The sequence below is a fragment of the Corallococcus interemptor genome (genome assembly GCF_003668875.1).
In the GTDB taxonomy this organism is placed as follows: domain Bacteria; phylum Myxococcota; class Myxococcia; order Myxococcales; family Myxococcaceae; genus Corallococcus; species Corallococcus interemptor.
Genome location: NZ_RAWM01000019.1, coordinates 73,392 through 95,897, shown reverse-complemented (window position 1 = coordinate 95,897; position 22,506 = coordinate 73,392). Strand labels below are relative to the sequence as shown.

The following is a 22,506-nucleotide window of genomic DNA, read 5'->3' as shown; positions in this document are numbered from 1 at the left end:
CTCCCACGACGCCCGTGTTCGCCCTCCCCTCCTCGCCCACCGAGGAGACGGACGCCAAGACGGGCCGCCGCAAGAGCGCCAAGGCGGAGGCCGCCGCCGTCCAGGAGCGCATCGCGCCCAAGAAGCGCGCCACCGACACCGAGGACGGGGACACCGCCCAGGCCGCCCCGGCCGCGCAGCAGCCCCCGGCGGAGGAGGAGCCCCCGCGCTTCCTCAAGCGCGAGCTGCCCCGCCCCCGCGGCCGCTTCACCCGCGTGGAGGCCCAGCGACTGTCGTTCTTTGAACTGACGCGCGCGGAGGGCAAGGAGACGCTGGAGGCCGCCATCCAGGCCTCGGAGCACCGCTACGCGCTCTTGCGCACGCTGGAGCACCGCTACAACGGCCCGCGCGGCGAGCTGACCCAGGTGGACATGGAGAACGTGCTGCGCCAGCACGGCATCATGGAGACGCTGGAGGCGCGCGAGCGCGAGAACCTCCGCACCGCCGTCGCCTCCCAGCGCGGCGCCACCGGCCGCGTGGCCTGGGCGCTGGGCCTGTCCCCCAGCGAGCTGCAGCGGCTGACGCACGCGCTCGCGATGGAGGAGGAGGTGGAGGCCCTGCGCGAGCGCTTCCGCAACGAGGTGCTGGCGACGAGCCACCTCACCCACCGGCTGGATCTGCTCGGCCGGGACAAGTACCTGGTGGACCTGGGCATCCAGAAGCGCTTCGCGGACGCGCTCCGCAAGGAGCTGGAGCGGCTGGCGAAGGACGCCCTGCCGGACGCCACGGATCTCCACTCGCTGGCCAACGTCGTGGGTCGCAAGCACGGCGCGCCCGCGGAGCTCGTGACCCGCGCCTTCGAGCGCCTGAACCTGACCGAAGGCCTGCGCAAGCAGCTGTCCGCCCAGGCCCAATCCCCTTCGCACTGACTCACCGACGAGGTACCCACCCCATGCCCATCTACGAGTACGGCTGCTCGGCCTGTGGAAAGACCATCGACGTCCTGCAGAAGATGTCCGACCCGACGCCCCCCGCCTGCACCGCGTGCGGCGCCCAGAACACGCTGAGCAAGCAGGTCAGCCGCTCCAGCTTCCACCTCAAGGGTGGCGGCTGGTACTCGGACCTGTACGGCTCCACGAAGAAGGACGGCGGAGGCGGCGGTTCGTCGTCTTCCTCGTCGTCTTCGTCCTCGACGGCGGCTTCGTCGAGCAGCACGCCAGCCGCCAGCGCTCCCGCGGCCGCGCCAAGCACCGCTTCCGGCGACAAGCCGTAGCGCGGGCCTCGAATCGCCCCTGGCTGAAAATTCGCTGGGGGCGCGGGGAGGCCGCAGACTTGCCGCGTGCCCTTTCCACCCTCGAAGCGTCCCCCCCGCCACTGCGCGCTGTGCGGCCATCCGGAGCTGACGGATGCGCGGGGGCAGGGGCGGTTCCTCCTGGTCGCGGACCCGCATGGCCGCGGCCCGGTGTGTCCTCCGCAGCGCGGCTGCCGCAACGGCAAGCTCGCGGCGTCGGACACGCCAGCGCTGACGCAGGCCATCCGCTAGGCTAAGCAGACACCCGGAAAAGTGCGCGCGCCCGTCCCATCCCGCGCGCCTCCAGGTGCCATGCCGCGTCCCTTCCGCTCGCTGTCGTCCCTGTTCCTGGTGCCGCTCCTGGCCGTCGCCGCCGGCTGCGCGTCCGCCACCCGCATGTCCCCCGAGGACCGCGCCTCGCTGAACCAGAGCCTCAGCGGCCCGGACGCGGAGCAGTACCTGCGCGTCTCCGCCTACCTGACGCCCTTCTTCGGGGACGCGTCCAAGCGGCTGCTCACGCCCTACCCGCCCGAGGACGTGCGGCTGGTGGACGACACCCAGGGCAAGCCCATCAACCCCGGCCCCATCCAGGCCACCCTCCCCGCCGGCTCGCGCGTGCGGATCACGAAGGTGGAGTTCCCCACCGCGTGGGTCGTCACCGAGCGCGTCCTCTACTCCCCGCGCACCTGGCCCTGGGTGTACGTGACGGTGGAGGGCGCACCCGCGGGCGAGCAGGTGGTGCTGGTGCTGCCGCCGAATCTGGACCGGCCGGACGCGTTCCGCGCGGAGATGGAGAACACCCTGTCCCCCCACCCGCTCACGCCGCAGCTCAACGGCTTCAGCGCGGCGGTGAAGGAGGCCGTGCGCACGAAGACGCTGGTGGCGGACATGCCCGCGGACGCAGTGCGCATGGCCTGGGGCCCTCCGGAGTCCATCCGCCGCACGCTGGAGGGCACCGCGAAGAACGAGGAGTGGCGCTACACCGGCGAGCGCCGCAAGGTGTTCCTCACCGACGGACGGCTGGTGCGCGCGGAGGAGGCGGGCAGGTCCGTCCTGCCTTGAGGCCTTAGCGCCGGCCGCCGCGGCGGTGCTGCTTCTTGCCGCCGCCGCCACCGCCCTTGCGCTGGGCCTGCGCCTCGCCCGGCCGGGTGAGGCGGGGCAGCTCACCGGCCATCACCGGCCAGTAGTCGCCCTTGAGCAGCTCTTCCACCAGCTGGGCCTGGGTGAGCACGTCGCGCTTGAAGAAGGTGGCGCCGCGGCCCATCTCGTCCAGCGAGCCGCGCGCGTCGCTGCCGCCCACGCAGGGCAGCTTGAGGACTTCGGCGGCCTCCACGGCCAGGTCGTTGGCCGTCTGCTTCACCTTGGCGTTGTAGCCCTCCACCGCGCACAGCACGCCGGACAGCGAGCGCACGTAGTCCATGGCGGGGTTGGGCACGTCGCGGTCGAAGGGGCGGGCCGCGACGATGGCGGCGCCCAGCGCCTTCACCTTGGGCAGGCACTCGGCCGCGCTCCAGGGCTTCTCCCGGTTGCTGCCCCACATCTGCACGGGCTCCGGCGCCAGCTCCGGCTTCGGGAAGAAGCACAGGTACTGGCCCCGGTCCGTGACGAGCTCCAGGCCCACGAAGACCTTCACCTTGGACCTGGCGCCGATCTCGAAGAGTTCGTCGCAGCCGTCCTGGGTGTTGGTTTCGGTGAACGCCACCGCGTCCAGGCCGAACATCGCCGCCCGCTCCAGCACGGCGCGCGGCTCCAGGTCGCACCCTTTGGACAGATGGGAATGGGCGTGTAGGTCGATGAGCATGGGCGACGCGTGCCTAACAGGCCTCCCGGGGCCTGTCGAGCCCGCGCGCACCGCCCCTCAGGCGTACGCGTAGGACTGGAAGTTGCCCTGCTTGGCCTGGCTGTTCTTCTCCTCGTACGTGCGGATGAGGTAGCCCATCAGCATCAGCGAGGACGTGTTCTCCAGCACCCGCGACGGATCCTTGGAGATGAGGTTGGCGCTGTAGTTCAGGAAGAACTGCGCCAGCTCCTCGCCCGCTTCCTTCACGATGAGGGCGTTGAGCGCACTCGGCTCCATGGTGCGGATGGTGTTGATGAAATCGACCGCCAGGTCCTTCTTCGTCTTCATGTCCACGGTCCTGCCCCCTTTTTCCGCCCATGCCCCGGTGCCGGAAATGGCCCGAGCCCCCGCCCCAATCGAAGAACCGGGTGCGACCGGGTGAACCTATGCATGCCGCAAGGCCTGCAAACCCCCACCTGCGCCCCGCTCCCCCGCTCCCTCGTGGATCACAACTTTTGGACCGCAGCATTTTTGACACCCTGAAAGGGCGTGTGCGATAAACCCCGGTCAAGCCTTTTCTCACCACCGCACAAGGAGTGGCAGGCGATGTTCACGGGCGTGAAGGTCTTCTCCGCGACGAAGGCCAAGGAGCGGGAAGAGTTGGGTGAGAACGTCACCCGCTGGATCAAGAGCAACGCGGACCTGGAGATCGTGGACCGGGTCGTGTGCCAGTCATCCGACAACGAGTTCCACTGCTACACGCTGGTGCTCTTCTACAAGCACGCGAAGCCGCCGGCCTGACCGCGGCGCCCTTCCCTGGCTTTCCATCCGGGCCCGACCTCTTCCGGACACGCGCCTCTTCCGGCGCGTGCGGGGAGGCCGGGCCTTTCCGTTTCCCTATGTTATGGTCCGCGCCGTGGCGCGCTTCGGGGACGACAGCGGGGAGGAAGACCGGCAGCTGCGCACGGACGCCCTGCCGGCGATGCGCTCGGCGCGCGTGCGGGTGCGGCTGGTGGTGCTGAACGGCCCGGACGCGGGACAGAGCTACCCCTTGGCGCCCGGACGCTACCGGGTGGGCGCGGACGCAAGCTCCGACGTGGTGCTCGCGGACCGGGCCGTCTCTCGCAGCCACCTCTTGCTGGACGTGCGCGAGGACAGCATCCAGGCGGTGGACGTGGGCTCGCGCAACGGCTCGTTCTGCGAGGGCATGCGCTTCACCACCCTGGAGGTGCGCCCCGGCGCGGTGCTCACGCTGGGCACCACGGAGCTGAAGCTCGTCCCGGAGTCGGAGAAGGCGCACGCCCTGCCCCTGTCCAACCGCGAACGGTTCGGCAACCTGGTGGGCCAGAGCCGCCGGATGCGCGAAGTGTTCACCCTGCTGGAGCGCGTGGCCCAGGGCGAGTCCGACGTGCTCATCCAGGGCGAGACGGGCACCGGCAAGGAGCTGTGCGCGGAAGGGCTGCACACGCACGGCGGGCGCTCCAAGGGGCCCTTCGTCATCGTGGACCTGGCGGGCGTGGCGCCGCAGCTGTTGGAGTCGGAGCTGTTCGGCCACGTGAAGGGGGCCTTCACCGGCGCGCAGGCGGACCGCGCGGGTGCCTTCGAGCGCGCGCACGGGGGCACCCTCTTCCTGGACGAGGTGGGCGAGCTGCCCCTGGAGGTGCAGCCCCGGCTGCTTCGCGCGCTGGAGCGCCGGCAGGTGAAGCGGGTGGGCGCCAACGACTACCGCTCGGTGAACGTGCGGGTGGTGGCGGCCACGCACCAGGACCTGGAGGGCGCGGTGAAGACGAACCGCTTCCGGGGCGACCTGTTCCACCGGCTCGCGGTGCTGCGCGTGGCGCTGCCGCCCCTGCGCGAGCGGCCGGAGGACATCCCGCTGCTCATCGACACCGTGCTGGAGCGCATGGGCAAGCCGCCGAGTGCGCTATCGGACCAGACGCGCGCCCTGCTCGCCCAGTACCCGTGGCCGGGCAACGTGCGCGAATTGCGCAACGTGGTGGACCGGGTGGTGAGCCTGGGCGAGTCCGCGCTGCCGGACCTGCCGGACACCCCGCCCGCGCGCCCCCGGCTGTCGCCGGAGCTGAGCCCGGAGGACACGGTGCCGCTGGCGCTGGAGCTGCCCTTCAAGGAAGCGAAGGAGCGCCTCATCGAAGGCTTCGAGCGCGACTACCTTCGCACGCTCCTGGAGCGGTGCGGCGGCAACGTCTCCAAGGCCTCGCGCGAGGCGGGCATCGACCGCGTCTACCTGCGAAAGCTGCTGCGCAAGCACGGCCTGGTGACCGGTCCGGACTGACAGCGGTCCCCTGCCCCCACCCGGAGTCATGGCCCTCGTGGGCCGGGTGACACTGGCGTGGACCTGTCTGCCGGGGGTGGTTGTCGGCCCGGCTTTCCTCCCCATCTTGGGAGCACCAACGCTCGCGAGGTGGGTGCCATGCGCCAGGGATGGGGGAGGCGGCTGTTTGCCGGAGTTCTGGTTGGGGGGCTCGTGCTGGTCACCAGTGCGTGCCAGTCGCGGGACGGGGCTGTCTCCGAGAGCGGCATGGTGCCGCGCTTCGCGGTGTTCCAGCCCGCGGCGCAGGTGCCCACGGACGAAGGCACCGGAGGAAGCGGGAGCGTGGGCGAGGCGGTGGCCCAGGACGTTCCGGACTTCTACGGCGCGGTGACCATTTCAGGCACCCGGGGCTTCACGGTGCGCGACGACGACGGCGTGGAGCGCCCGTTCGTGGTGGCGCCGTCCACGCGCATCCTGCGCGACGGCAAGCGCGTGGCCCGCGCCCAGCTGCAGCCGGGCGTGCTGGTGCACACGACCTACGGCGAGCGGCTGGGAACGTGGGTGGCCACCGACGTGGAGATCTACTCCGGCACGCCGTCGCGCGACCTGACGGCGGCGGCGACGGCGGCCCCGGTGAAGCGCTGATTCAGTAGACGGCGAGCGCCTGCGGCAGGTGGTAGCTGACGATGGTGAGCACGGGGATCTTCGGACCCTCGTCCTCGTCGTCGTTCGTCATGCCGGAGGTGACGCGCAGGCCGTCGAAGCGCGCGAGGATGACGTAGTCGCGGCGGGTCTCCAGGAACGGATCCGGCGCGGCCAGCCGCCCCAGGGCCTCGCGGCCCGTCTCGTCGGAGATGTTGTCGTAGGTGCGCTCGGAGGCGGACTGGGTGGTGCTCTCGCGGGTGAAGATGGAGCCGCCCACGCGGCCCTCTCCCGTGAGCGCCGTGCGTCCGCCCAGGTCCCCGGAGGACTCCATCGCGGTGTCGGTGTTGTAGGCGACGCCGACCTCGCGGCGGGAGGCCACGGACTGCAGGCCCTGCTCCACCAGCCACAGCGTGGGGCGCTCCCCTTCCGAGCGCTGGTCCGCCACCTGCGCGCGCAACAGCACGTAGCGGCCGCGGTAGGTGTCCGGCTGGGCGATGGCGGACGCGAGCGAGAAGATGGGCACCTTGCGCGCGTGCAGCAGGCGCAGCTCGCCGTCCACGCTGCCGCCGCGCTGGGCCACCACGCGGGCGATGAGGTTGGCGGCGTCCGGGCGCACGCGCAGATCCTCCGTCCACGCGCTGCCCAGCACGGCGCCCAGCTGGGTGAAGCCGGGGGCCTCGGCGCAGACCTTCAGGGCCAGCCAGGCGTCGTCGCGGTTGGTGGCCTGGAGCCTGCGGGCGGCGGCCTCGCAGGCAGCGGGCGTGGGGTAGCGGGCGAGGAACGCGCGGGCGTCATGCGGCGACGCGGGCGGCTGCTCGGCGGCCACGGATTGCCGGGGCGTGGGGGCCGGCGTGCGCGGCGGGGGCGCGTCCGTGAGCGGGCGGTCCTCCAGCGCGACGTGGGAGTGAGAGGCGGCGCAGCCGGTGGCGAGCGTCCCCAGGAGGGTCAGCATCGGAAGGCGGGTCATGGCGCGGGGCTCCTTGAAGTGCGGCGGCGGGGCCGGGATTGCGAAGGCTCCGTGCGAGGCTGCCGCGCGGAACCGTGAAGGGCGACGAACGGACTGGCGGGCGCGCTACAGCGCGGCGGAGTCGGTGCGCTGCGGGCTTCCACGCGACGGCGCCTGGCGCGGAAGGGACGCGGACGAGGGCAGCATCATGGAGCACGCGTCGTGGCAGCGCTCGTCCATGCACGCGAGCGTGGTGGGCCCGGCCTGCTGGCGCGACACGGCGGCGTAGCAGCTCTCGCCGTTGCCGGGGCACTGGCTGCGCGCGGCGCACTCACAGCAGGTGGAGGCCACGGAGGCCATCAGCTGCACGTCCTGGAGCACGGAGGACAGCGCGCGGTAGCAGGCGCGGGCCGCGGGGGCGAAGCGGCCCTTGGCGTCCACCACCGGCACGTTGCCCTCGATGCCGCAGCGGCCCACGACGTCCGCGTACTTGCGCTCGCAGACGGCGACGAGCTTGGGGTCCGGCACGCCGTCGCGCGCGTTGCTCACGGCCTCCGAGCACAGGGCGCGCGAGGCGTCCTTCAGGATCTTGATGTTGGCGTTCTCCTGGTCGGCGCTCGCGCCCTTGCCTGGAGGAACCTCCGCTTCGAACACGCACTCCTTGCCCGCGCGGAGCGTGTCGATGGTGCACGACCACGCGGTGGGAGACGCGTCCACGAGCGGAGGTGCCCCCAGCGCTTCAGGAGGCAGGGACGACGGCGCGGGGCCGGACGGCGCGGCGCCGAGGAAGAGCAGGGAGAGGAGCATCGCCTTCATAGGGGACGCAGCGTAGGACGTTGGCCCGCCCCGCTCAAACCGCTCCGTCGGGTAGCTGTTCGTCCACCATCACGCCCATGGGTCCAGGTGGACCGGTGGGAACTGGAAGCGCCTTCGTCCGGCCGATGACGATGGGCGGCTCGATGAGGCGGGGCGGTGTCGCCCGCGTGTCCGCCGGGTCCGGCACCCACACCGGGTCCTCGGGAGTGCGCCCCCGCTTCCACCGCCGGGGCACGCGCCGGAACCCCACCGGGTACACCGTGAGCTGGCCGTCCGCGTCGAAGTGGAGCCGGAGGAAGTTCTTCCAGTCCGGGATCGACAGCGCCGAGAACGCCTCGTTGGGGTGACAGGAGAACACGTTGAGCGACAGCAGCAGGTACACGCCCACCACCAACGGCCCCACCAGCGCGCCTCCCCCGAAGAGCAGCAGCCCGCTGAGCAGGTCCCTCCGCAGACTCCACTGAAGCTCCGTTGCCAGGGGCGCGGCGACAGCGGACACGCCCCAGGTGATCAACAGCGCCACGGCCAGATGCGCCAGCCCATGGAGCACGCCCGCGGTCTTCCGCCAGAGCGGGCCTCGCCGGCCGTCCGCGAAGCCGATCGTGCCCAGCACCACCCCGGCGCCCAGCACCAGCGAGCCCGTGCTCTGCAACGCCGCGTTGATGACCTCCCGGAAGGAAGGCGCTCCCACCGCCCCCTCGTTGAGGTTCGCGGCCACGCCCCACCCCAGCAGCGTGTAGACGGCGCCCATGAACACGCCGAACCACGGGTTGATGGCGGTGAAGGCCAGGTTGCGCCAGGTGAGCCACTGCGACGTGCGCTGGGGCGGGTAGCTCGCCTTCTGCACGAAGCCGCCCGGCCGCTGATCCACCTTGGGCAGGTGCGTGGGATGCAGGAAGGCCCCTCCCCCACCCGCGATGATCTTCTGCCGCCCTTCCGCGTTCTCATGCCGGCGGTAGTGGTGCAGGTCCCCCGCGAGGAAGACGCTCACCTTCTTGCCCAGCACCCGCTGCTCCAGGAAGTCGATGTTGTGGTCCAGGAAGCCGCGCCCCGCGCGAGGCATCACCTGCTGCTTCACCCACGCCGGCTCCGCGTTGCACAGGATGATGCGATCCGTGCCGCGCATCTGGGCGGCCACCTTCTGGAAGAACTCCACCTGCGGCGCGTCCAGGTCGGACTCCAGCTGCATGTCCGTGCCCAGCAGCCACCAGCCGTGCGGCAGCCTCAGCGCGAAGTAGCTGCGCTTTTGCTGCGTGCGCCAGCCGTTGGAGCGCCGGCCCTGGCAGAACAGGCGCGTGAAGGACACCAGCCCGTCGTACCAGTCATGGTTGCCCGGCACCGCGAACAGGTGCGGCCGGTGCCGCCGCTTGTTCAGCGCGTCCTCGTAAGGCACCACCGTGCGCGCCTGGTACTCGTCCACGCTCGCGGTCGGGTACACCTCGTCCCCGCCGAACACGAGCACGTCGCCGCCCCGCGTGACGTGCGTCCCGCCGGCTTCATCCGCCAGCGTCAGCTCCGGCGCCATCACCGCGGACGCCACCGCGTAGGTGGAGTCCCAGCCGTCGCCCAGGTCCGACACGTAGTCCAGCCAGAGCTCGTCGCGCGGATGACCGGTGTCATCCACCGAGTAGTCGAAGCACAGCGGCTGCGGCCGGGCCACCGCGTCCAGGAGCCGCCGGTCCGCCTGCTTCCCGAACGTCCCCGACAGCAGCACCTTCATGCCCGACTTCGCGAGCACGGCCGGGTCGAACCACGAGACCATCTTCCGACCCGGAGGCGTCTCCGGCGCCGGCGCGGGTTCGACGCGCCGGCCGGGAAGGTGGCTCACGCCGGAGGCGCGGACGGCCATGGCCCCTCCTCCGTTGGCTGCCGCCACGAACGTCCTCGCGAGCCCCGGCGGTACGAATCAATGAGCGCGTCCGCGAACCGGTCAGCGAGCGCGGCGATGGTGAGGCTCGGGTTGGGTCCGACGGGGCCCGGCATCATCGACCCGTCGGCCACGTACAGCCCCGGATGGCCAAAGGCCTCCCCCGTCGCGTCCACCACGCCCTCCTGTGGCCCGCGGCCCATGGGACAGCCGCCCAGCGGGTGCACGGTGATGCCCCGGCTCAGGTAGCTGAGCGGGTTCTGCATCAGCTTCCCCTCCAGCGTCTTCGCGATGTCCGCCATCGACTGGCGCACCTCCTCGAAGTACTCGCGCGAGCTGGCCATGCGCCAGTCGACGGCCAGCATCCCGTCATCCGTCAGCCGCATGCGGCCGTTGGGGATGTCCCGCCCCATGCCCAGGAGCGGCAACGACGTCGCGGAGCCCAGGCAGTCACCCAGCAACTCGGCGATCTCCTCGCCCACGTCCGAGTCATGCGTGCGTCCCGTCCAGCCCCGGAGGAGCCGCCACGCCAGCTTCAGGCCGCGCTCCACCAGCGGCACCTGGTGCGCGCCCTCGTAGAGCCAGTTGACGAACTCCGGGTAGCCCGCGTCCTCGATGTAGTAGCCCCGGCCCGCGCCGCCCTCCTCCTGGCCGCGGAAGTGCAGCGCGCTGGTGATGACCGGCCCGTGCCCTCCCTCCAGGATGCGCGGCAGCTGCTTGCCGGTGCTCGAATCGCGGCACTGGCGCATGAAGCCCAGCAGGTCTCCGTTGCCGCAGAAGCGCGTGCCCAGCTTGTCGCTCAGCCCGGGGAAGTTCCGCTGGTTCTTCAGGAGCAGGAACGTGGAGCCGAACGTGCCCGCCGCCAGCACCAGCCGGTCCGCCGTCACGGTGCTGCGCGGCAGCATGGACTGGGGGCCCTCGCGAGGCACGTCCTCCGGCGTGTCCGTATGGTCCAGGTACCGCACCACGTAGCCGCCGCCCTCCGCGGGCCACAGCTCCGTCACCTCCGCGCGCGTGCGCAGCTCCGCCCCCGCGCGCTTCGCCGCGGACAGGTACGTGTAGTCGAGCGTGTTCTTGCTGCCCGTGTTGCAACCGATGTCGCACTCACCGCAGAGATGACACGTGGTGCGCGTGCGGCCGTGGAGGTTGGGATGCTCCTCCCGGATGGGCTCGCCCGGGACGGGCACCTCGCCGGGGTTGCCGAACGTCACGGCCAGCGGTGGCAGCTGCCAGTCGCCCGCGCGGCCCAGGCGCTCGGCCGCGATCTTCATGGCCAGCGTCTTCGCGGTGGACGAATAGGGTGGGTGCTCCATCGGATAGCGCTGCACGCGCATCATCCGCTCCACCTCGTCGTAGTGCGGCTCCAGGTCCGCGCGGGTGACGGGCCAGTCCTCGTAGCCGCCGTGGCGCAGGTCCTGGTGGATGAAGGTCTTCTCGTCCTTGCGCAACAGCACGTTCGCGTAGATGAGCGAACCACCGCCCAGCCCCGCGGACACCACGCCCCCCAGCCCCTGGAAGGACCAGAGGTTGAACATGCCGTGCAGGCCCCTGCGCGGGTCCCAGAAGTTGCGGCGCATGTCGTGCGGGCTGCGCGGAAAGGAGCCCGGCGGATAGACCTTGCCCCGCTCCAGCACGCACACGCGCAGGCCCGCGTCCGCCAGCCGCCACGCCATCACGGAACCGCCGAAGCCCGAGCCCACGATGACGACGTCGAAGTGCTCATCCCTCGTGGCCATGCGCGGCCTCCCCTTCGCGCTCGTGCACCGGCGCCTCCGGCGCGTAGAGATCCCAGAGCGCCCCCAGGAACAGGCGGCCGAAGCGGGCCACCACCTCCGCGCCCTCCACGCCCCCGCGCGACGAGTGCATGCTGGCCACCAGGTGCAACAGCTCCCGCATGCCCAGCACCAGGACGCCCGCGCCCACCACGGGGCCTCGCGCGTCCACGCCCTGGTGCAGGTAGCTGTAGAGCCGCGTGGTGTCGCGCCAGAGGTCCGGGCCCGGGTCGTCGCGCAGCGTCTTCGTGCCGTCCAGGAAGTAGTCCTGGCCGTTCGCCTGGAAGCGCAGGCCGTAGGTCATGATCTTCGTGCGCGGATCATCCGTGGCGCGGAAGAGGTTGAAGCTCCCCTCGCGCACGGGCAGGTCCCAGCCCAGCGGCTTGTATTGCACGTGCGCCACCAGCCGGGCCGCGTGATCCGGATCGCGGATGAACGCATCCATGTCGTCGATGGTGATGGTGCAGTGCATGGTGAAGGGCGTGGAGCGCCCGTCGTGGGCGCCCGCCTCGGGGTCGGTGGTGCCCATCGCGAGCGGTCCGGCCATGGTCTCGCGGAAGGTCAGGTCATAGGCGGGTTCAGTCATCTGGGTGATCTCCGGGGTGAGGGGCAGGCCCTGGGCATCCGCCACCGCCAGGTAGCGGCAGGCGTCCGAGTAGCCCTGGTCGATGAGCGTCGCGGCGGTGACGTGGCCCGCGTAGAAGTCCGGGTCCAGGGGCAGCGGGTGCTCGGGTTTGATGAGGTGCACGGCGATGGGCCGCGCGTGTCCCGGCACGTGCTCGCCCGCGAGGATGCGCGCGTTGAGCTCGCGCACCTGCTCCAGCTGGGCGAAGAGCGCGCCGTTCGCGCTCAACTCAATCATGTGGACGTACTGGTGGAAGAAGCCGTCCTGGTAGCGCGGCGTGTTGCCAATGCACCAGACGATCCACACCTCGTCCGCCCCCCGGTGCACGGCCTCCATCACGTTGGCGTCCTGGATCCACACCGAGTCCAGATACGGGTGGCCGCCCTTCTCCACCGGAGGCATGAAGAGCGGCAGGGAGATGCCGGCCACCAACTGGTCACGGTCCACCTCCGTGTGCGGGATGGCCACGTTCGTCTTCAGGGCGAAGTCGCACACGTTGAAGGTGCCGGAGCGCTCGCGGTTCACGCGGATGGCCTCCACGTTCACGCCCAGGTGCGGGAAGACGCGCTGGATGATGCCGTCCGCGTCCCCCAGCGCGGTGAGCCTCCAGGGCCGCGCGTAGTCGTCCACGGGCATCAGCGACACGAAGTCCTTCACGTCCAGCGTCCGCCACCGCTCGCACATCTGCGCGGGGGACAGGCCGGACATCCACATCGCCAGGGTGATGATGCCGCCGGACGTGCCATCCGCGTGGGCGAAGGACAGCCGCGCGTCCGTCAGCGCGCGCAGCACGCCCGCCTGCCACGCGACGCGCATGCCGCCTCCCGCCAGCACGAGCGAACGCCGGGGTGCCTCCGCCGCGACGACCGCGCCCTCCCCCATCGTCCGCCGGGGCTTCGGAGGAGCGCCGCTCCCGGTCGCGTCCGCCACGCGCAGCTCGCTGACGGAAGGAGCGGTGACGTCCGGGGACGCCTCCTCCGCCCGGGGCCGGAGCACGGTGATGATCTGCTCGCGCTGGCGCAGCGACGCGTAGAATGCCAGCACCAGCACGGCGGACAGCGCGTCGAACGCCGCCACCGCCAGCGCCAGCGGCGACAGCAGGCCGCGCGCCACGCCAATGGCCACCATGCCGCAGGCCCCCACCTTCTGGAGGCCGGTCCACAGGAAGGCGGCCGGGTTGGCGCGAGGCTCGTGCAGGCCGTGCAGGAGCAGGCCGCCGAACAGCACCATGAACATGCCCACGATGCGGAAGAAGTGCGCGGGCGCGGGGGATGCATCCGCGTGAAGGATCCGCAGCTCCAGCCCCGGCATGAGCATCTGCGCCGCGCCGGTGGCCAGGGTGATCCACCCGATGGCCGCGAGCGTCCAGCGCCAGGCGCGTCCGTTGACGCGGGCCTGACGCTCCAGCCAGCGCGACGAGGCCGGGCTCATGCGTGGGCCTCCCGGCGCCCAGGCGCGGACAGCCCCATGCGCCAGCGCTCACGCGCGGGCAGCTCCGCGCGCAGCACCCGGTGCACGAAGTAGCCCAGCGTCAGCAGCCACTGCACCGTCCACAGCCCCACGCGGATGCGGTTCATCCGCATCCACGCGCCCAGCACCTCCGTCAGCCGCTCCGGTGACGTGATGCCGGCGGCCATCTCGTCGTTGTACGGGAAGATGTAGATGCGCGTGAGCAGCGTGGCCACCACCACCGCCACCAGCGCGCCCAGCGGATACCAGCGCAGGGCCGTCTTGCGCTCGCGCCACGCCAGCACCCCGGAGGACAGCAGCATCACCGCCGTCATGTACGTGAAGAACCGGGTGGCAGCCTGCACCTGCGGCACGAACTGCAGGTAGTAGTTGTTCACCGTGAGCTGGGGCGCGATGGGGAACGAGAAGAGGATCAGCGACCAGCCCGTGCCCAGGTACATGGAGGTGCACAGGAACAGCAGGCACGCGTTCACCAGGTCCAGCGTCCCCCCTCGCTTCATGGCCGCGCTTCCTCGCGCGGCGGCACGTCCGGCGGCGGCGCCACCGCCTGGAGCACCCTCGCCGGCGCGCCGTTCGATTCGGGCGGCGGCATGGGCGTCTGGTCCTGGCCCAGGTCCACCACGCTGTCCAGGCCCTCCGGATACGTCTGCACGGGCAGCGTGGGCTCGCTGAGGAACCACGCCTCGAAGTGGTCATCCAGCACGCCGGTGGATGACGGGAAGAACCCGGTGAGGAAGGGGCGCGGGGAGATGCTCAGGTCCCGCAGCACCTGCACGCGCGGATGGTCCCCCAGCTCCAGCGTGCCCCACGCGCGCTTGCCCAACCGGAAGCCGAAGCGGCCCCGGAAGTAGATGGTGGACTTCATCAGCATCCCCCGGAAGGCGCAGTAGTTCACCGCCGCCATCCGCAGGGGCAGCCACGCGAGCTTCGGGCGCTCAATCCGCACGCGCACCGCCTGCTGGCCGCCCTCCTCGTACCGGCTGCTCACGGAGCCGTTCTCCACCCGGAAGTCCAGCCGGGCCAGGTGCTTGGGCATGCCCCAGATGCCCTTGCCGCCCTTCACGGAGACCTCCGTGTTCACCGGCAGGTCCACCACGTACTGCCCCAGGCCGAAGCGCTTCTGGAACAGCACCGGAAGGATGGGCGGCGCGGGCCGGGCGCCGTGCGTGCACGCGAGCGCGATGCTGAACTCGATGTACGCGCCAATGTCCGTCCGCTTGTAGTCGATGACGGAGACGAGCAGCACGGCCCTGTCTCTCGAGATGCGCAGCGGGTGCAGTTCGTTGCCGGGCAGCAGGCTGGCCGCGCGGCGGGCGTCCACCGTGAAGGCGGCCACCATGGCCGGGGCGCCCTTCGAGTCCACCGGCAGCGCGTACGGGATGCCGTCCACCCGCGAGTAGCGGCCGGACTGTTGCTGGATGCGTCGGGGCAGGAACATGGCGGGCCTTTCTTCAGTGGAGCGTGGAGCGATCCAGCTCCTTGAGGATGAGGGGGAAGACGTCCTGGGACGCGCGCTTGCCCATGAAGACGTCCAGGTGGCCGTAGCCCGGCAGCACGTGCAGCGCGTGCCGGCCCGGGTGGAAGTGCTCCAGGTGTTCGAAGCTCCTGCGCTGGCTCTCCGCGAGGAAGCAGCGGTTCTCCTCGCCCGCGAAGAGGACGAACCTCGCGTCCGTCTGGGGCTCGCGCTCGCCCAGGTCCTCCGGCAGCGAGCGGAAGCCCTCCACCGGCACCAGGTGGCCCGCGCGCACGCACTGGTCCATCTGCTTGAAGAAGCTGAAGGGCACCGGGCCGAACTCGTGCTGGAGCCATTCGTGCGTCTGGGCGTTGAGGTTTTCGTGGCGCCACAGCACCGGGAAGCCCGTGCCGTAGGTGAAGCTCGTCCAGCGGCAGACCAGGTTCTCGCACTCGTGATGCGTGGCCTGCACCACGCGCGTCAGCATCCGGGCCGTGCGCGTGGGGCCGCCGTAGGCCCACTGCGGATCCAGGAAGGGCGTCAACTGCGCGACCAGCGGCACGGCGTAGTGCAGCTTCACCTTCGCGGTCGCGGGCACCACCGGGTGCAGCGATACGGCATTGGAGAGGATGAGGTCCACGTCCGGCAGCAGCCCCGCCACGGCGGCCATGGTGAAGCTGGTGGAGCCCTGGCAGTGGATGATGGCCTTGACCTTGTCCGCCCCCGTCTTCTCCCGCACGGTGCGGATGGCGGGCGGGTGGTCCATGACGGCGGCCTGGTCCAGGGTCCACTCGCCCGGCTCCACGTCCATGCTGGCGCGCCAGTTCTCCAGCCACACGTCCCAGCCGTCTTCAATCAGTGCATCCACGACGGTCTGGCGCACCGGCGCGCGGAAGATGTTCCCGCGCACGCCAGCCCCGTGCACCAGCACCACCGGCCCCTTGTCCGCCTTCTCGACGCCGCGCAGGTGCACCAGGTGCAGTGCGCGACCGTCGCCCGCGAGGAAGGGCACGAGCTCCTCGGAGTAGCGCGGCGCATGAATGGTTTCCGCGGACATGACGACGTCCCCCCACACCGCAAACGTTGGGCGGTGCGTGGGAGGCGACAACCCCGGCTTCGCGGGCAACGGCGCGGCGTCCGCGTCAGCCCATGGGGTGCTATGCGTGGGGCATGGGCACGGACTGGAGCGACTACGAGGGCGGCGCGACGCTCGGGGGCATGGGCAGCCAGGGAGGCACCATCGTGCGGGACGAGGGCTTCCGCGACCTCTTGCGCCTCACCTACGAAGCGGACGACTCGCGCTCCTTCCACGTCGTCACGTGCGGCATCTCCGGCTGGCTGTCGCATCCGCGCTTCTTCGACAACGCGCCCGACGCGCTCCACGCCTACGAGTCCATGAAGCCCGCGCTGGAGGAACTGGGCGCCACCCTGCCCGAGGGCGGGCCGAAGTCCCCGGCGGACGGACGGGCAGCGGGTCCACTGCTCGCCGCCTTCCGCGCGCGCTTCTCCTGAGTCGCGGCGCTTCCGCGCAAGGATTGCCTGGTGTTGGACCTGATGCTGCCGGGCACCTACGGCCTGGACATGCTCAAGGCGCTGCGGATCTTCTCGGAGGTCCCGGTGCTCATCCTGGGCGCGCGCAACGACACGTTGGACAAGGTCCGGGTGCAGGTGCGGGGGCGGCCGGTGGAGCTCACGCGGGTGGAGTTCGAGCTGCTCGCGGCGCTGGCTCGCAGGCTGCGGGAGGCGGTGACGCGGCAGTGGCTGGTGGAGCACGTGTTGGATCCGGAGCGCGAGGGCACGGAGCGCACGCTGGACGTCCACGTGTCGCGGCTGCGGCGCAAGCTGGGTCCGGTGAAGTGCGTGGAGACGGTGTGGGGCGTGGGCTACCGGCTGGTACCCGGGGAGACTGACAGGTCCTTTCTGCTCAGCGCGAATGCTCCACCACGTAGTCCACGAGCTCCGGCCACGCGGCCTGGAGCGAATCCTGTGACGCCTCCCCGAAGAGAGCGATGGCGTCCACGGACCTCTCCTCCCCCGTGAGCTGCTCCAAGCACCAGGCCTCCAGCACCTTCTTGAGTCCGAGCAGGGGTCCCTTGAGATCTTCCAGCGCTGCATCGGACAGCAGCGTGCGGGCTTCGGCCCAACGCCCCTCACGGCACTCCACCACCGCGGAAGCGAGCGGTGCGAACACCAAGGGAAAGTCCACCCGCGACTTCGCCTCGGTCAGCCGGGGTGCCACCCGTGCCAGCCGACCTTCAAGCGCATCCACGAGCGCGAGCGCCGCGGACAGCACAGCGCGAAACTGCGGCGTCAAATCCTTCCGCGCCTCCAGACTCGCAAGCTCCTGCTTCGCCACCGGCAGTTGCCAGAGTTGGAGCCGGGCGATGCCGATGTTGTACGTGGGAATGACCTGGACCTTCGCCAGGGGCCGCGACGCCTCGAAGCGCTCGAGCGCAGCGGCCACCCTCCCCTCCAACAACAACTGAAGCCCCTCGTCCGTGAGCTTCTTGCTCCGGCGGTACCGAGGAAGAAAGTAGAGAGCCGTCGGCACCAGCAGGACGAACAGGGAGACGGGAAGCAGCATCTGCGCCAGCTGTGGGTCGGGGACGAAGTGGCGCAACAGCCGGGGCACGACAAAGAGCACCAGCAGCATCACCACTGCGTACGGCCAGGATTTCCGCATGAGCCGGTATCTACGCAAGTCATCAGCGGGCCGTCAGCAAATCCAGCGACCGCGGCGCGCCACGACCATGGGCAGCCGCCCGGGGGCGGTTGCCGAAAAACCTGTCCGACAGTCGGACAGGTTTTTTTCGTCCGGCTCCGGAGGGGGGACTCACGCGTCCATGTCAGACCCCTGTGGTTGGATGGCGATGCTGGGACGAGGAAGGGGAATGGGGATGGGACACGGCGGGCTCGTGGCGTACGTGGAAGCGCAGATTGAGCGCGACATCGCGCTGGGACGGATTCACCCGAGCGGGCAGTTCGGCTCGGAGGCGAAGCTGGCGCGTCACTATGACGTCTGCCGGGGCACCATGCGCGAAGCGCTGCGGCGGCTGGCGGCACGGGGCCTGGTGGTGCAGCGGCCCGGACGCAAGACGCGCGCGGTGCCGCTGGATGAGTCGCTAACCCTGGAGAACCTGGGCCTGGCGCTGCATGACACGCGCTCTCCAGAGGCCCGGTGGCTCCTGGAGGGCTACTTCAGCCTCCGGCGGCAGGTGCTGGTGGAGCTGCTGTCCGACTGCTGCACACGGGCTTCCATGCGGGACCTGGACCAACTGGGGAGCATCTGCTTCGGACTCTGGGACGCGGCGCGCTGGGAGTCGGGGGCCTACTGCGCCCAGTTGGAGTTCGAGTTGCTGCGGCTGGCGGCCCGGGTGGCGGACCGGCCCGGGCATGTGCTTCTCGTGCAGTCCCTGCAGCGGGCCTTCATGGTCGGCGCGGCCCAGTTGCTGCCTCTTCTGGGAGGTGAGCCGCTGCGCCAGTGGGTGAACTGCGCGAAGGATGCCCTGCATGATCGCGACACGCGGGCCATCCAGCAGGAACTGCCGACGCTGATGAAGGCACACGATGACCTTGTGCTGAATGCCTTCGCGCCTGTCGCCCAGAAGCATGCGGTTCCTGAACCCTCACTCGCCCAGGAAGCCCCTCCTGGCGTCCCCGCGCTCATCACGGAGCAGAACGAGACACCGGCGGGCCCTGGTGCCCAGGAGAACGTGATCGACGCGCCCGCGTTGGCCACCGTGAGGAACGGACCTTCCGACTTGGAGGAGCGCGGCCTTGGCCTCCGTGCTCCAACGGATGGGGACGCTGATGCGAGCGGGGTTGCACCCTCTCCTCTCATGGAGCCTGTCGCTGAAGGACTGGCCTCCTCTGGCCCGCCCAACGCCCACTGCCCGGGTCCCCCTGATTCGTGACCCGACATGCGATGGCTTGCGCCGCCTCCTGCGGCTCGGATCTTTGCGCTGAGGGCCTTGAACATCGCGGTCCGGGCCGTGCCTTCGCGCTCATGGGGCAATGGCCTTCCGCCTGTTGATTCAGGCCAAGCCCCACCGCGTCCGCCCCCAAGTGGGGCGGACACGGTCCAGCTCCCCTCCCCCTCGCCAGGCCACGAGCTGGACGCGACCTGGCCTCCCCTCCCCCGAAAGCCACTACCGCGTCGCGGCCCTGCGCGCGGGCGCCCGTGCCTTCATCGCCGGCATGCGTCTCGCCTTGTGCGCTCGCGCCTTCACGGGCCCCCGGCGCGCATAGCCCGCGGGCCGCGTCGCCTTCTTCGCGCTCACCGCCTTCTTGCGCGGCGGCGTGGCGCGGGCCGCGGGCCGCATCACCTTCTTCGCCGCCGGGCGCTTGCGCATCGCGGGCCTTGCCTTGCGCACGGGCGCCAGCTCCATCCGCCGCAGCTGCGACTCGAAGCTCGACAGCGCCGTGCGGAACAGGGCGGCCTTGCGCCGCGTGTGCATGCGCCCGCCCATCACCCGGTGCGCCAGCTTCTCGTACTGGACCACCAGGCCTCGCGCGCGCCGCACCATCCCCATCAGCTCGCGCCGGGACAGCTCCATCAGGTTGCGCGGCGCACTGGCCAGCACCAGCCGCATCTCCCGCGCGTTCATCAACGCCGTCCCCGTCTCCCGCCTCTTGCGCATGTCCGCCCCCTCCCTCGGGTTCGCCAAACAAGTCGCAAGGTTTGGGGCCGCGCCCGACGACGGCAAGGAGGACGTGGCTTGGGCCTGCTCCACCGCCCATCCCCTCGGAACAGGGGCGCTGTCCTGCACTCAGCTGGACGTGCCCGCCGGGCTCGGCTCCAGCAGCACCGCCAGCTTCTCCAACGCCAGCCGGGCACGCGTCTTCACCGTGCCCAGCGGCTGGCCCGTCTTCCGGGCGATCTCACTCTGCGACAGCCCGTCGAAATACCCGAGCAGCACCACCTCGCGCTGCTCCGGCGGCAGCTGCTCCAGCGCCGCGCGCACCCGCGCCTGGTCCTGCGCCGCGGCTGCGGCGTCGTCCGGCGACGGCGGCGTCGCGCTCACCGGCGGCGGCTGCCGGGACACCCCCTCCACCATCCGCGACACCGTGCCCAGCGAACGCAGCCGGTCAATGGCCCGCGTGCGCGCGATGGTCGTGACCCACGTCTCCATTCCGCCCCGCTCCGGGTCGAACTCGCGCGCGCGCCGCCACACCTCCAGGAAGGTCTCCTGCAGCACCTCCTCCGCGTCCGCGCGCGTGGGCAGCAGCCGCACCGCGATGGCGAACGCGCGCGCGGAACACCGCGCGTAGACGTCCCGCATGGCCGCCGCGCCGCCGAGCGCCACCTGCCTCAGCAGGTCGCGGTCGGCCGACAGGTCACTCGCTTGCTCAGCAGCGGAGTCTTTGGGCGCCATGTTCGTCCCGGATACCGCAACCGGAGGGGCGGATCCCAGCTTCAACTATCGGAGGCCATCCCCCCAGTCCCTCGGGGTGGGCGAGCGCTCCCTCCGTTCCTAACGTTGACAGGCCAACGCGACCGGACGGCGCCCATCTTCAATCAACAACACCCGCGCAATGCCGCCTGGAGCCACTGACTCAGAGTCCTATAAGGGGCCGCCAGCCGATATGACCGAACGACTCGGAAGCGTGTTCATCGAGAACGTCCAGCCGGAGCTGGACGCCGGGCGCTACGCCATCAAGCGCGTCGCCGGAGAGACCCTCACCGTCCGCGCGGACATCTTCAAGGAAGGCCACGACGTCCTCGTGGCCGTCGCGCGCTGGCGCCAGGTCACCCCCGCCGCGCAGAAGACGGACTGGGCGGAGGTCCCCCTCACCTTCAAGAACAACGACGCGTGGGAAGGCTCCATCCCCCTCGCGAACAACGGCCGCTACGAATACACGATTGAAGCCTGGCCGGATCTCTTCCGCACCTGGGCGCACGAGCTGAAGCGCAAGGTGGACGCCGGCCGCGACGTGAAGAGCGAGCTGCTGGAAGGCGCCGCGCTGCTGGAGGGCGCCGCCGCGCGCGCCAAGGGCAAGTCCGCGGAGGACCACCGCGTGCTGGCCGAGGCCGGGGCCCGTCTGCGCACGCCGCCCTCGCCGGACCACCTCCTCGCCGCGCTGTCCTCCGAGCTGGCGGACGCCGCGTCACGGCACCCGGACCGCACGCTTGCTCGCCGGTACGACAAGGTGCTGGAGGTGTTCGTGGACCGGGAGAAGGCGCGCAACGCCGCCTGGTACGAGTTCTTCCCCCGCTCCGCGAAGCGCGACGGCAAGACGCACGGCACCTTCAAGGATGCGCAGGCCTGGCTGCCGTACGTGCAGAAGCTCGGCTTCGACACCGTCTACCTCCCGCCCATCCACCCCATTGGCCGCACCGCGCGCAAGGGCAAGAACAACAGCCTGCGCGCGGAGCCCGGTGACGTGGGCAGCCCGTGGGCCATTGGCGCCGCGGAGGGCGGCCACAAGGCCGTGCACCCGGAGCTGGGCACGCTCGCGGACTTCCGCGCGTTCGTGGACGCGGCGAAGGCGCACGGCATCGAAGTGGCGCTGGACCTGGCCTTCCAGTGCTCGCCGGACCACCCGTACGTGAAGGAGCATCCGGAGTGGTTCCAGCACCGCCCGGACGGCACCATCAAGACGGCGGAGAACCCGCCCAAGCGCTACGAGGACATCGTCAACTTCGACTGGATGGGCCCCGCGCGTGACGCCCTCTGGAAGGAGCTCAAGTCCGTCGTCCTGTACTGGGTGGACAACGGCGTGCGGACCTTCCGCGTGGACAACCCGCACACCAAGCCCATGCAGTTCTGGCACTGGCTCATCCGCGAGGTGCAGGACCTGCACCCGGACGTGCTCTTCCTGTCGGAGGCCTTCACCCGCCCCAAGGTGATGAAGGCCCTGGGCAAGGTGGGCTTCACCCAGTCGTACACGTACTTCACCTGGCGCCTCTTCAAGGACGAGATTCGCAGCTACCTGGAGGAGATCACCAGCCCGCCCGTGTCGGACTACTTCCGCGGCAACCTCTGGCCCAACACGCCGGACATCCTCCCGGAGAACCTCCAGAACGCGGGCCCCGGCGCCTTCCGCTTGCGCGTCGCGCTGGCCGCCACGCTGTCGTCCGTGTGGGGCATGTACTCCGGCTATGAGCTGTGCGAGGGCCGTCCGGTGCCGGGCAAGGAGGAGTACCTGGACTCGGAGAAGTACCAGCTGGTTGCCTGGGACTGGGACCGGCCGGGCAACATCTCCGAATGGATTGCGAAGCTCAACGCCGTCCGCAAGGCGCACCCCGCGCTCCAGCAGTACCAGGGCCTGCGCTTCTTCGAGTCCGACAACGAGCGCGTCCTCTTCTACGGCAAGCGCTCGCCGGATGGCCTCAGCACGGTGCTGGTGGCGGTGAGCCTGGATCCGTACGCGCCCCAGGAGGCGCTCCTGCGCGTGCCCATGGAGTGGCTGGGCGTCACCGCGGAGGAGACCTACCAGGTGCATGAACTGATGGCCGACCAGCGCTCCCTGTGGCAGGGCCCGGACGTGCAGGTGCGCCTGACGCCCGAACAGCCCGCGGCAATCTTCGCCGTCTACCGCTACCGCCGCACCGAACACGCGTTCGACTACTTCGAGTGACTCCCTCCG

24 protein-coding genes are annotated in these 22,506 nt (G+C 70.7%); 11 read left to right on the top strand and 13 right to left on the bottom strand.

Annotated features, from left to right (window positions below; translation table 11 throughout):
• The 4 genes from D7X96_RS10200 to D7X96_RS10185 all read left to right on the top strand — a co-directional run.
• On the top strand, positions 1-908 hold a 908-nt coding region (locus D7X96_RS10200), incomplete at its 5' end, for a hypothetical protein (RefSeq protein WP_121769612.1).
• 23 nt (positions 909-931) lie between these two features.
• A complete protein-coding gene (locus D7X96_RS10195; RefSeq protein ID WP_121725546.1) occupies positions 932-1,252 on the top strand; it encodes an FmdB family zinc ribbon protein in 321 nt (106 codons plus the stop codon).
• A 66-nt stretch (positions 1,253-1,318) separates the two neighbouring features.
• Entirely contained in the window at positions 1,319-1,522 is a 204-nt protein-coding gene (locus D7X96_RS10190; RefSeq protein WP_014397115.1) for a hypothetical protein, read from the top strand.
• 60 nt (positions 1,523-1,582) lie between these two features.
• Positions 1,583-2,332 (top strand): hypothetical protein, encoded by a 750-nt coding sequence (locus D7X96_RS10185; protein ID WP_121769606.1) that lies wholly within the window; start codon positions 1,583-1,585, stop codon positions 2,330-2,332.
• A gap of 4 nt (positions 2,333-2,336) precedes the next feature.
• Here the strand turns inward: D7X96_RS10185 and D7X96_RS10180 are convergent, their stop codons facing one another.
• Complete coding sequence (locus D7X96_RS10180; protein WP_121725547.1) at positions 2,337-3,071, bottom strand: PHP-associated domain-containing protein; 735 nt, start codon at positions 3,069-3,071, stop codon at positions 2,337-2,339.
• Between the two features lie 57 nt (positions 3,072-3,128).
• Positions 3,129-3,404, bottom strand: a complete 276-nt coding sequence (locus D7X96_RS10175; RefSeq protein ID WP_043321624.1) for a hypothetical protein — start codon at positions 3,402-3,404, stop codon at positions 3,129-3,131.
• 252 nt (positions 3,405-3,656) lie between these two features.
• Here D7X96_RS10175 and D7X96_RS10170 point away from each other — a divergent pair, with 252 nt between their 5' ends.
• From D7X96_RS10170 to D7X96_RS10160, 3 genes are all read left to right on the top strand, one after another.
• Positions 3,657-3,851, top strand: coding sequence for a hypothetical protein (locus D7X96_RS10170; protein WP_014397120.1), 195 nt, complete (start codon positions 3,657-3,659; stop codon positions 3,849-3,851).
• A gap of 103 nt (positions 3,852-3,954) precedes the next feature.
• Positions 3,955-5,343 (top strand): sigma 54-interacting transcriptional regulator, encoded by a 1,389-nt coding sequence (locus D7X96_RS10165; RefSeq protein WP_120549779.1) that lies wholly within the window; start codon positions 3,955-3,957, stop codon positions 5,341-5,343.
• A 192-nt stretch (positions 5,344-5,535) separates the two neighbouring features.
• Positions 5,536-5,967, top strand: coding sequence for a hypothetical protein (locus tag D7X96_RS10160; protein WP_120549778.1), 432 nt, complete (start codon positions 5,536-5,538; stop codon positions 5,965-5,967).
• Position 5,968: 1 nt separating this feature from the next.
• Here D7X96_RS10160 and D7X96_RS10155 read toward each other — a convergent pair whose 3' ends face one another.
• From D7X96_RS10155 to D7X96_RS10120, 8 genes are all read right to left on the bottom strand, one after another.
• Complete coding sequence (locus D7X96_RS10155; protein WP_120549777.1) at positions 5,969-6,934, bottom strand: hypothetical protein; 966 nt, start codon at positions 6,932-6,934, stop codon at positions 5,969-5,971.
• 105 nt (positions 6,935-7,039) lie between these two features.
• Positions 7,040-7,729, bottom strand: a complete 690-nt coding sequence (locus D7X96_RS10150) for a hypothetical protein (protein ID WP_120549776.1) — start codon at positions 7,727-7,729, stop codon at positions 7,040-7,042.
• 34 nt (positions 7,730-7,763) lie between these two features.
• On the bottom strand, positions 7,764-9,578 hold the full coding sequence (locus tag D7X96_RS10145; RefSeq protein ID WP_121769604.1) for a metallophosphoesterase: 1,815 nt from the start codon (positions 9,576-9,578) through the stop codon (positions 7,764-7,766).
• Entirely contained in the window at positions 9,554-11,332 is a 1,779-nt protein-coding gene (locus D7X96_RS10140; protein WP_121769603.1) for a GMC oxidoreductase, read from the bottom strand. The genes D7X96_RS10145 and D7X96_RS10140 overlap by 25 nt, the downstream gene beginning before the upstream one ends.
• Positions 11,316-13,424 carry a patatin-like phospholipase family protein gene (locus D7X96_RS10135; protein ID WP_121769602.1) on the bottom strand — a complete coding sequence of 703 codons (2,109 nt, stop codon included), beginning with the start codon at positions 13,422-13,424 and terminating at the stop codon, positions 11,316-11,318. Before D7X96_RS10135 ends, D7X96_RS10140 begins: the two co-directional genes overlap by 17 nt.
• Positions 13,421-13,963 carry a DUF1772 domain-containing protein gene (locus D7X96_RS10130; RefSeq protein WP_120549772.1) on the bottom strand — a complete coding sequence of 181 codons (543 nt, stop codon included), beginning with the start codon at positions 13,961-13,963 and terminating at the stop codon, positions 13,421-13,423. Before D7X96_RS10130 ends, D7X96_RS10135 begins: the two co-directional genes overlap by 4 nt.
• On the bottom strand, positions 13,960-14,901 hold the full coding sequence (locus D7X96_RS10125; RefSeq protein WP_120549771.1) for an acetoacetate decarboxylase family protein: 942 nt from the start codon (positions 14,899-14,901) through the stop codon (positions 13,960-13,962). Before D7X96_RS10125 ends, D7X96_RS10130 begins: the two co-directional genes overlap by 4 nt.
• A gap of 13 nt (positions 14,902-14,914) precedes the next feature.
• A complete protein-coding gene (locus D7X96_RS10120) occupies positions 14,915-15,973 on the bottom strand; it encodes an alpha/beta fold hydrolase (RefSeq protein WP_121769601.1) in 1,059 nt (352 codons plus the stop codon).
• A gap of 113 nt (positions 15,974-16,086) precedes the next feature.
• On the opposite strand from D7X96_RS10120, the gene D7X96_RS10115 reads away from it, so the two are divergent.
• Both D7X96_RS10115 and D7X96_RS41430 read left to right on the top strand, forming a co-directional pair.
• Positions 16,087-16,428 carry a hypothetical protein gene (locus D7X96_RS10115; protein WP_120549769.1) on the top strand — a complete coding sequence of 114 codons (342 nt, stop codon included), beginning with the start codon at positions 16,087-16,089 and terminating at the stop codon, positions 16,426-16,428.
• A gap of 30 nt (positions 16,429-16,458) precedes the next feature.
• Positions 16,459-16,956, top strand: a complete 498-nt coding sequence (locus tag D7X96_RS41430; RefSeq protein ID WP_279637368.1) for a response regulator transcription factor — start codon at positions 16,459-16,461, stop codon at positions 16,954-16,956.
• Here D7X96_RS41430 and D7X96_RS10105 read toward each other — a convergent pair.
• Positions 16,841-17,599, bottom strand: coding sequence for a hypothetical protein (locus tag D7X96_RS10105; protein WP_147468273.1), 759 nt, complete (start codon positions 17,597-17,599; stop codon positions 16,841-16,843). The two genes, D7X96_RS41430 and D7X96_RS10105, sit on opposite strands and share 116 nt — an antisense overlap.
• 208 nt (positions 17,600-17,807) lie before the next feature.
• Between D7X96_RS10105 and D7X96_RS10100 the strand changes: the two genes are divergently transcribed.
• Entirely contained in the window at positions 17,808-18,830 is a 1,023-nt protein-coding gene (locus tag D7X96_RS10100) for a FadR/GntR family transcriptional regulator (RefSeq protein ID WP_306437745.1), read from the top strand.
• A 234-nt stretch (positions 18,831-19,064) separates the two neighbouring features.
• On the opposite strand, the gene D7X96_RS10095 is transcribed toward D7X96_RS10100, so the two are convergent.
• Both D7X96_RS10095 and D7X96_RS10090 read right to left on the bottom strand, forming a co-directional pair.
• A complete protein-coding gene (locus tag D7X96_RS10095) occupies positions 19,065-19,556 on the bottom strand; it encodes a hypothetical protein (RefSeq protein WP_121724128.1) in 492 nt (163 codons plus the stop codon).
• Positions 19,557-19,685: 129 nt separating this feature from the next.
• Positions 19,686-20,291, bottom strand: coding sequence for a sigma-70 family RNA polymerase sigma factor (locus D7X96_RS10090; protein WP_120549765.1), 606 nt, complete (start codon positions 20,289-20,291; stop codon positions 19,686-19,688).
• A 211-nt stretch (positions 20,292-20,502) separates the two neighbouring features.
• Between D7X96_RS10090 and D7X96_RS10085 the strand changes: the two genes are divergently transcribed.
• Complete coding sequence (locus tag D7X96_RS10085; protein WP_120549764.1) at positions 20,503-22,497, top strand: alpha-1,4-glucan--maltose-1-phosphate maltosyltransferase; 1,995 nt, start codon at positions 20,503-20,505, stop codon at positions 22,495-22,497.
• Positions 22,498-22,506: the final 9 nt, after the last annotated feature.

Excerpts from the sequence above, each read along its gene's own strand:
- D7X96_RS10195 (WP_121725546.1), top strand. The coding sequence starts at position 932 with ATGCCCATCTACGAGTACGGCTGCTCGGCCTGTGGAAAGACCATCGAC.
- D7X96_RS10185 (WP_121769606.1), top strand. The coding sequence starts at position 1,583 with ATGCCGCGTCCCTTCCGCTCGCTGTCGTCCCTGTTCCTGGTGCCGCTC.
- D7X96_RS10180 (WP_121725547.1), bottom strand. The coding sequence starts at position 3,071 with ATGCTCATCGACCTACACGCCCATTCCCATCTGTCCAAAGGGTGCGAC.
- D7X96_RS10170 (WP_014397120.1), top strand. The coding sequence starts at position 3,657 with ATGTTCACGGGCGTGAAGGTCTTCTCCGCGACGAAGGCCAAGGAGCGG.
- D7X96_RS10165 (WP_120549779.1), top strand. The coding sequence starts at position 3,955 with ATGGTCCGCGCCGTGGCGCGCTTCGGGGACGACAGCGGGGAGGAAGAC.
- D7X96_RS10155 (WP_120549777.1), bottom strand. The coding sequence starts at position 6,934 with ATGACCCGCCTTCCGATGCTGACCCTCCTGGGGACGCTCGCCACCGGC.
- D7X96_RS10150 (WP_120549776.1), bottom strand. The coding sequence starts at position 7,729 with ATGAAGGCGATGCTCCTCTCCCTGCTCTTCCTCGGCGCCGCGCCGTCC.
- D7X96_RS10145 (WP_121769604.1), bottom strand. The coding sequence starts at position 9,578 with ATGGCCGTCCGCGCCTCCGGCGTGAGCCACCTTCCCGGCCGGCGCGTC.
- D7X96_RS10140 (WP_121769603.1), bottom strand. The coding sequence starts at position 11,332 with ATGGCCACGAGGGATGAGCACTTCGACGTCGTCATCGTGGGCTCGGGC.
- D7X96_RS10135 (WP_121769602.1), bottom strand. The coding sequence starts at position 13,424 with ATGAGCCCGGCCTCGTCGCGCTGGCTGGAGCGTCAGGCCCGCGTCAAC.
- D7X96_RS10130 (WP_120549772.1), bottom strand. The coding sequence starts at position 13,963 with ATGAAGCGAGGGGGGACGCTGGACCTGGTGAACGCGTGCCTGCTGTTC.
- D7X96_RS10125 (WP_120549771.1), bottom strand. The coding sequence starts at position 14,901 with ATGTTCCTGCCCCGACGCATCCAGCAACAGTCCGGCCGCTACTCGCGG.
- D7X96_RS10120 (WP_121769601.1), bottom strand. The coding sequence starts at position 15,973 with ATGTCCGCGGAAACCATTCATGCGCCGCGCTACTCCGAGGAGCTCGTG.
- D7X96_RS10115 (WP_120549769.1), top strand. The coding sequence starts at position 16,087 with ATGGGCACGGACTGGAGCGACTACGAGGGCGGCGCGACGCTCGGGGGC.
- D7X96_RS10105 (WP_147468273.1), bottom strand. The coding sequence starts at position 17,599 with ATGCGGAAATCCTGGCCGTACGCAGTGGTGATGCTGCTGGTGCTCTTT.
- D7X96_RS10100 (WP_306437745.1), top strand. The coding sequence starts at position 17,808 with ATGGGGATGGGACACGGCGGGCTCGTGGCGTACGTGGAAGCGCAGATT.
- D7X96_RS10095 (WP_121724128.1), bottom strand. The coding sequence starts at position 19,556 with ATGCGCAAGAGGCGGGAGACGGGGACGGCGTTGATGAACGCGCGGGAG.
- D7X96_RS10090 (WP_120549765.1), bottom strand. The coding sequence starts at position 20,291 with ATGGCGCCCAAAGACTCCGCTGCTGAGCAAGCGAGTGACCTGTCGGCC.
- D7X96_RS10085 (WP_120549764.1), top strand. The coding sequence starts at position 20,503 with ATGACCGAACGACTCGGAAGCGTGTTCATCGAGAACGTCCAGCCGGAG.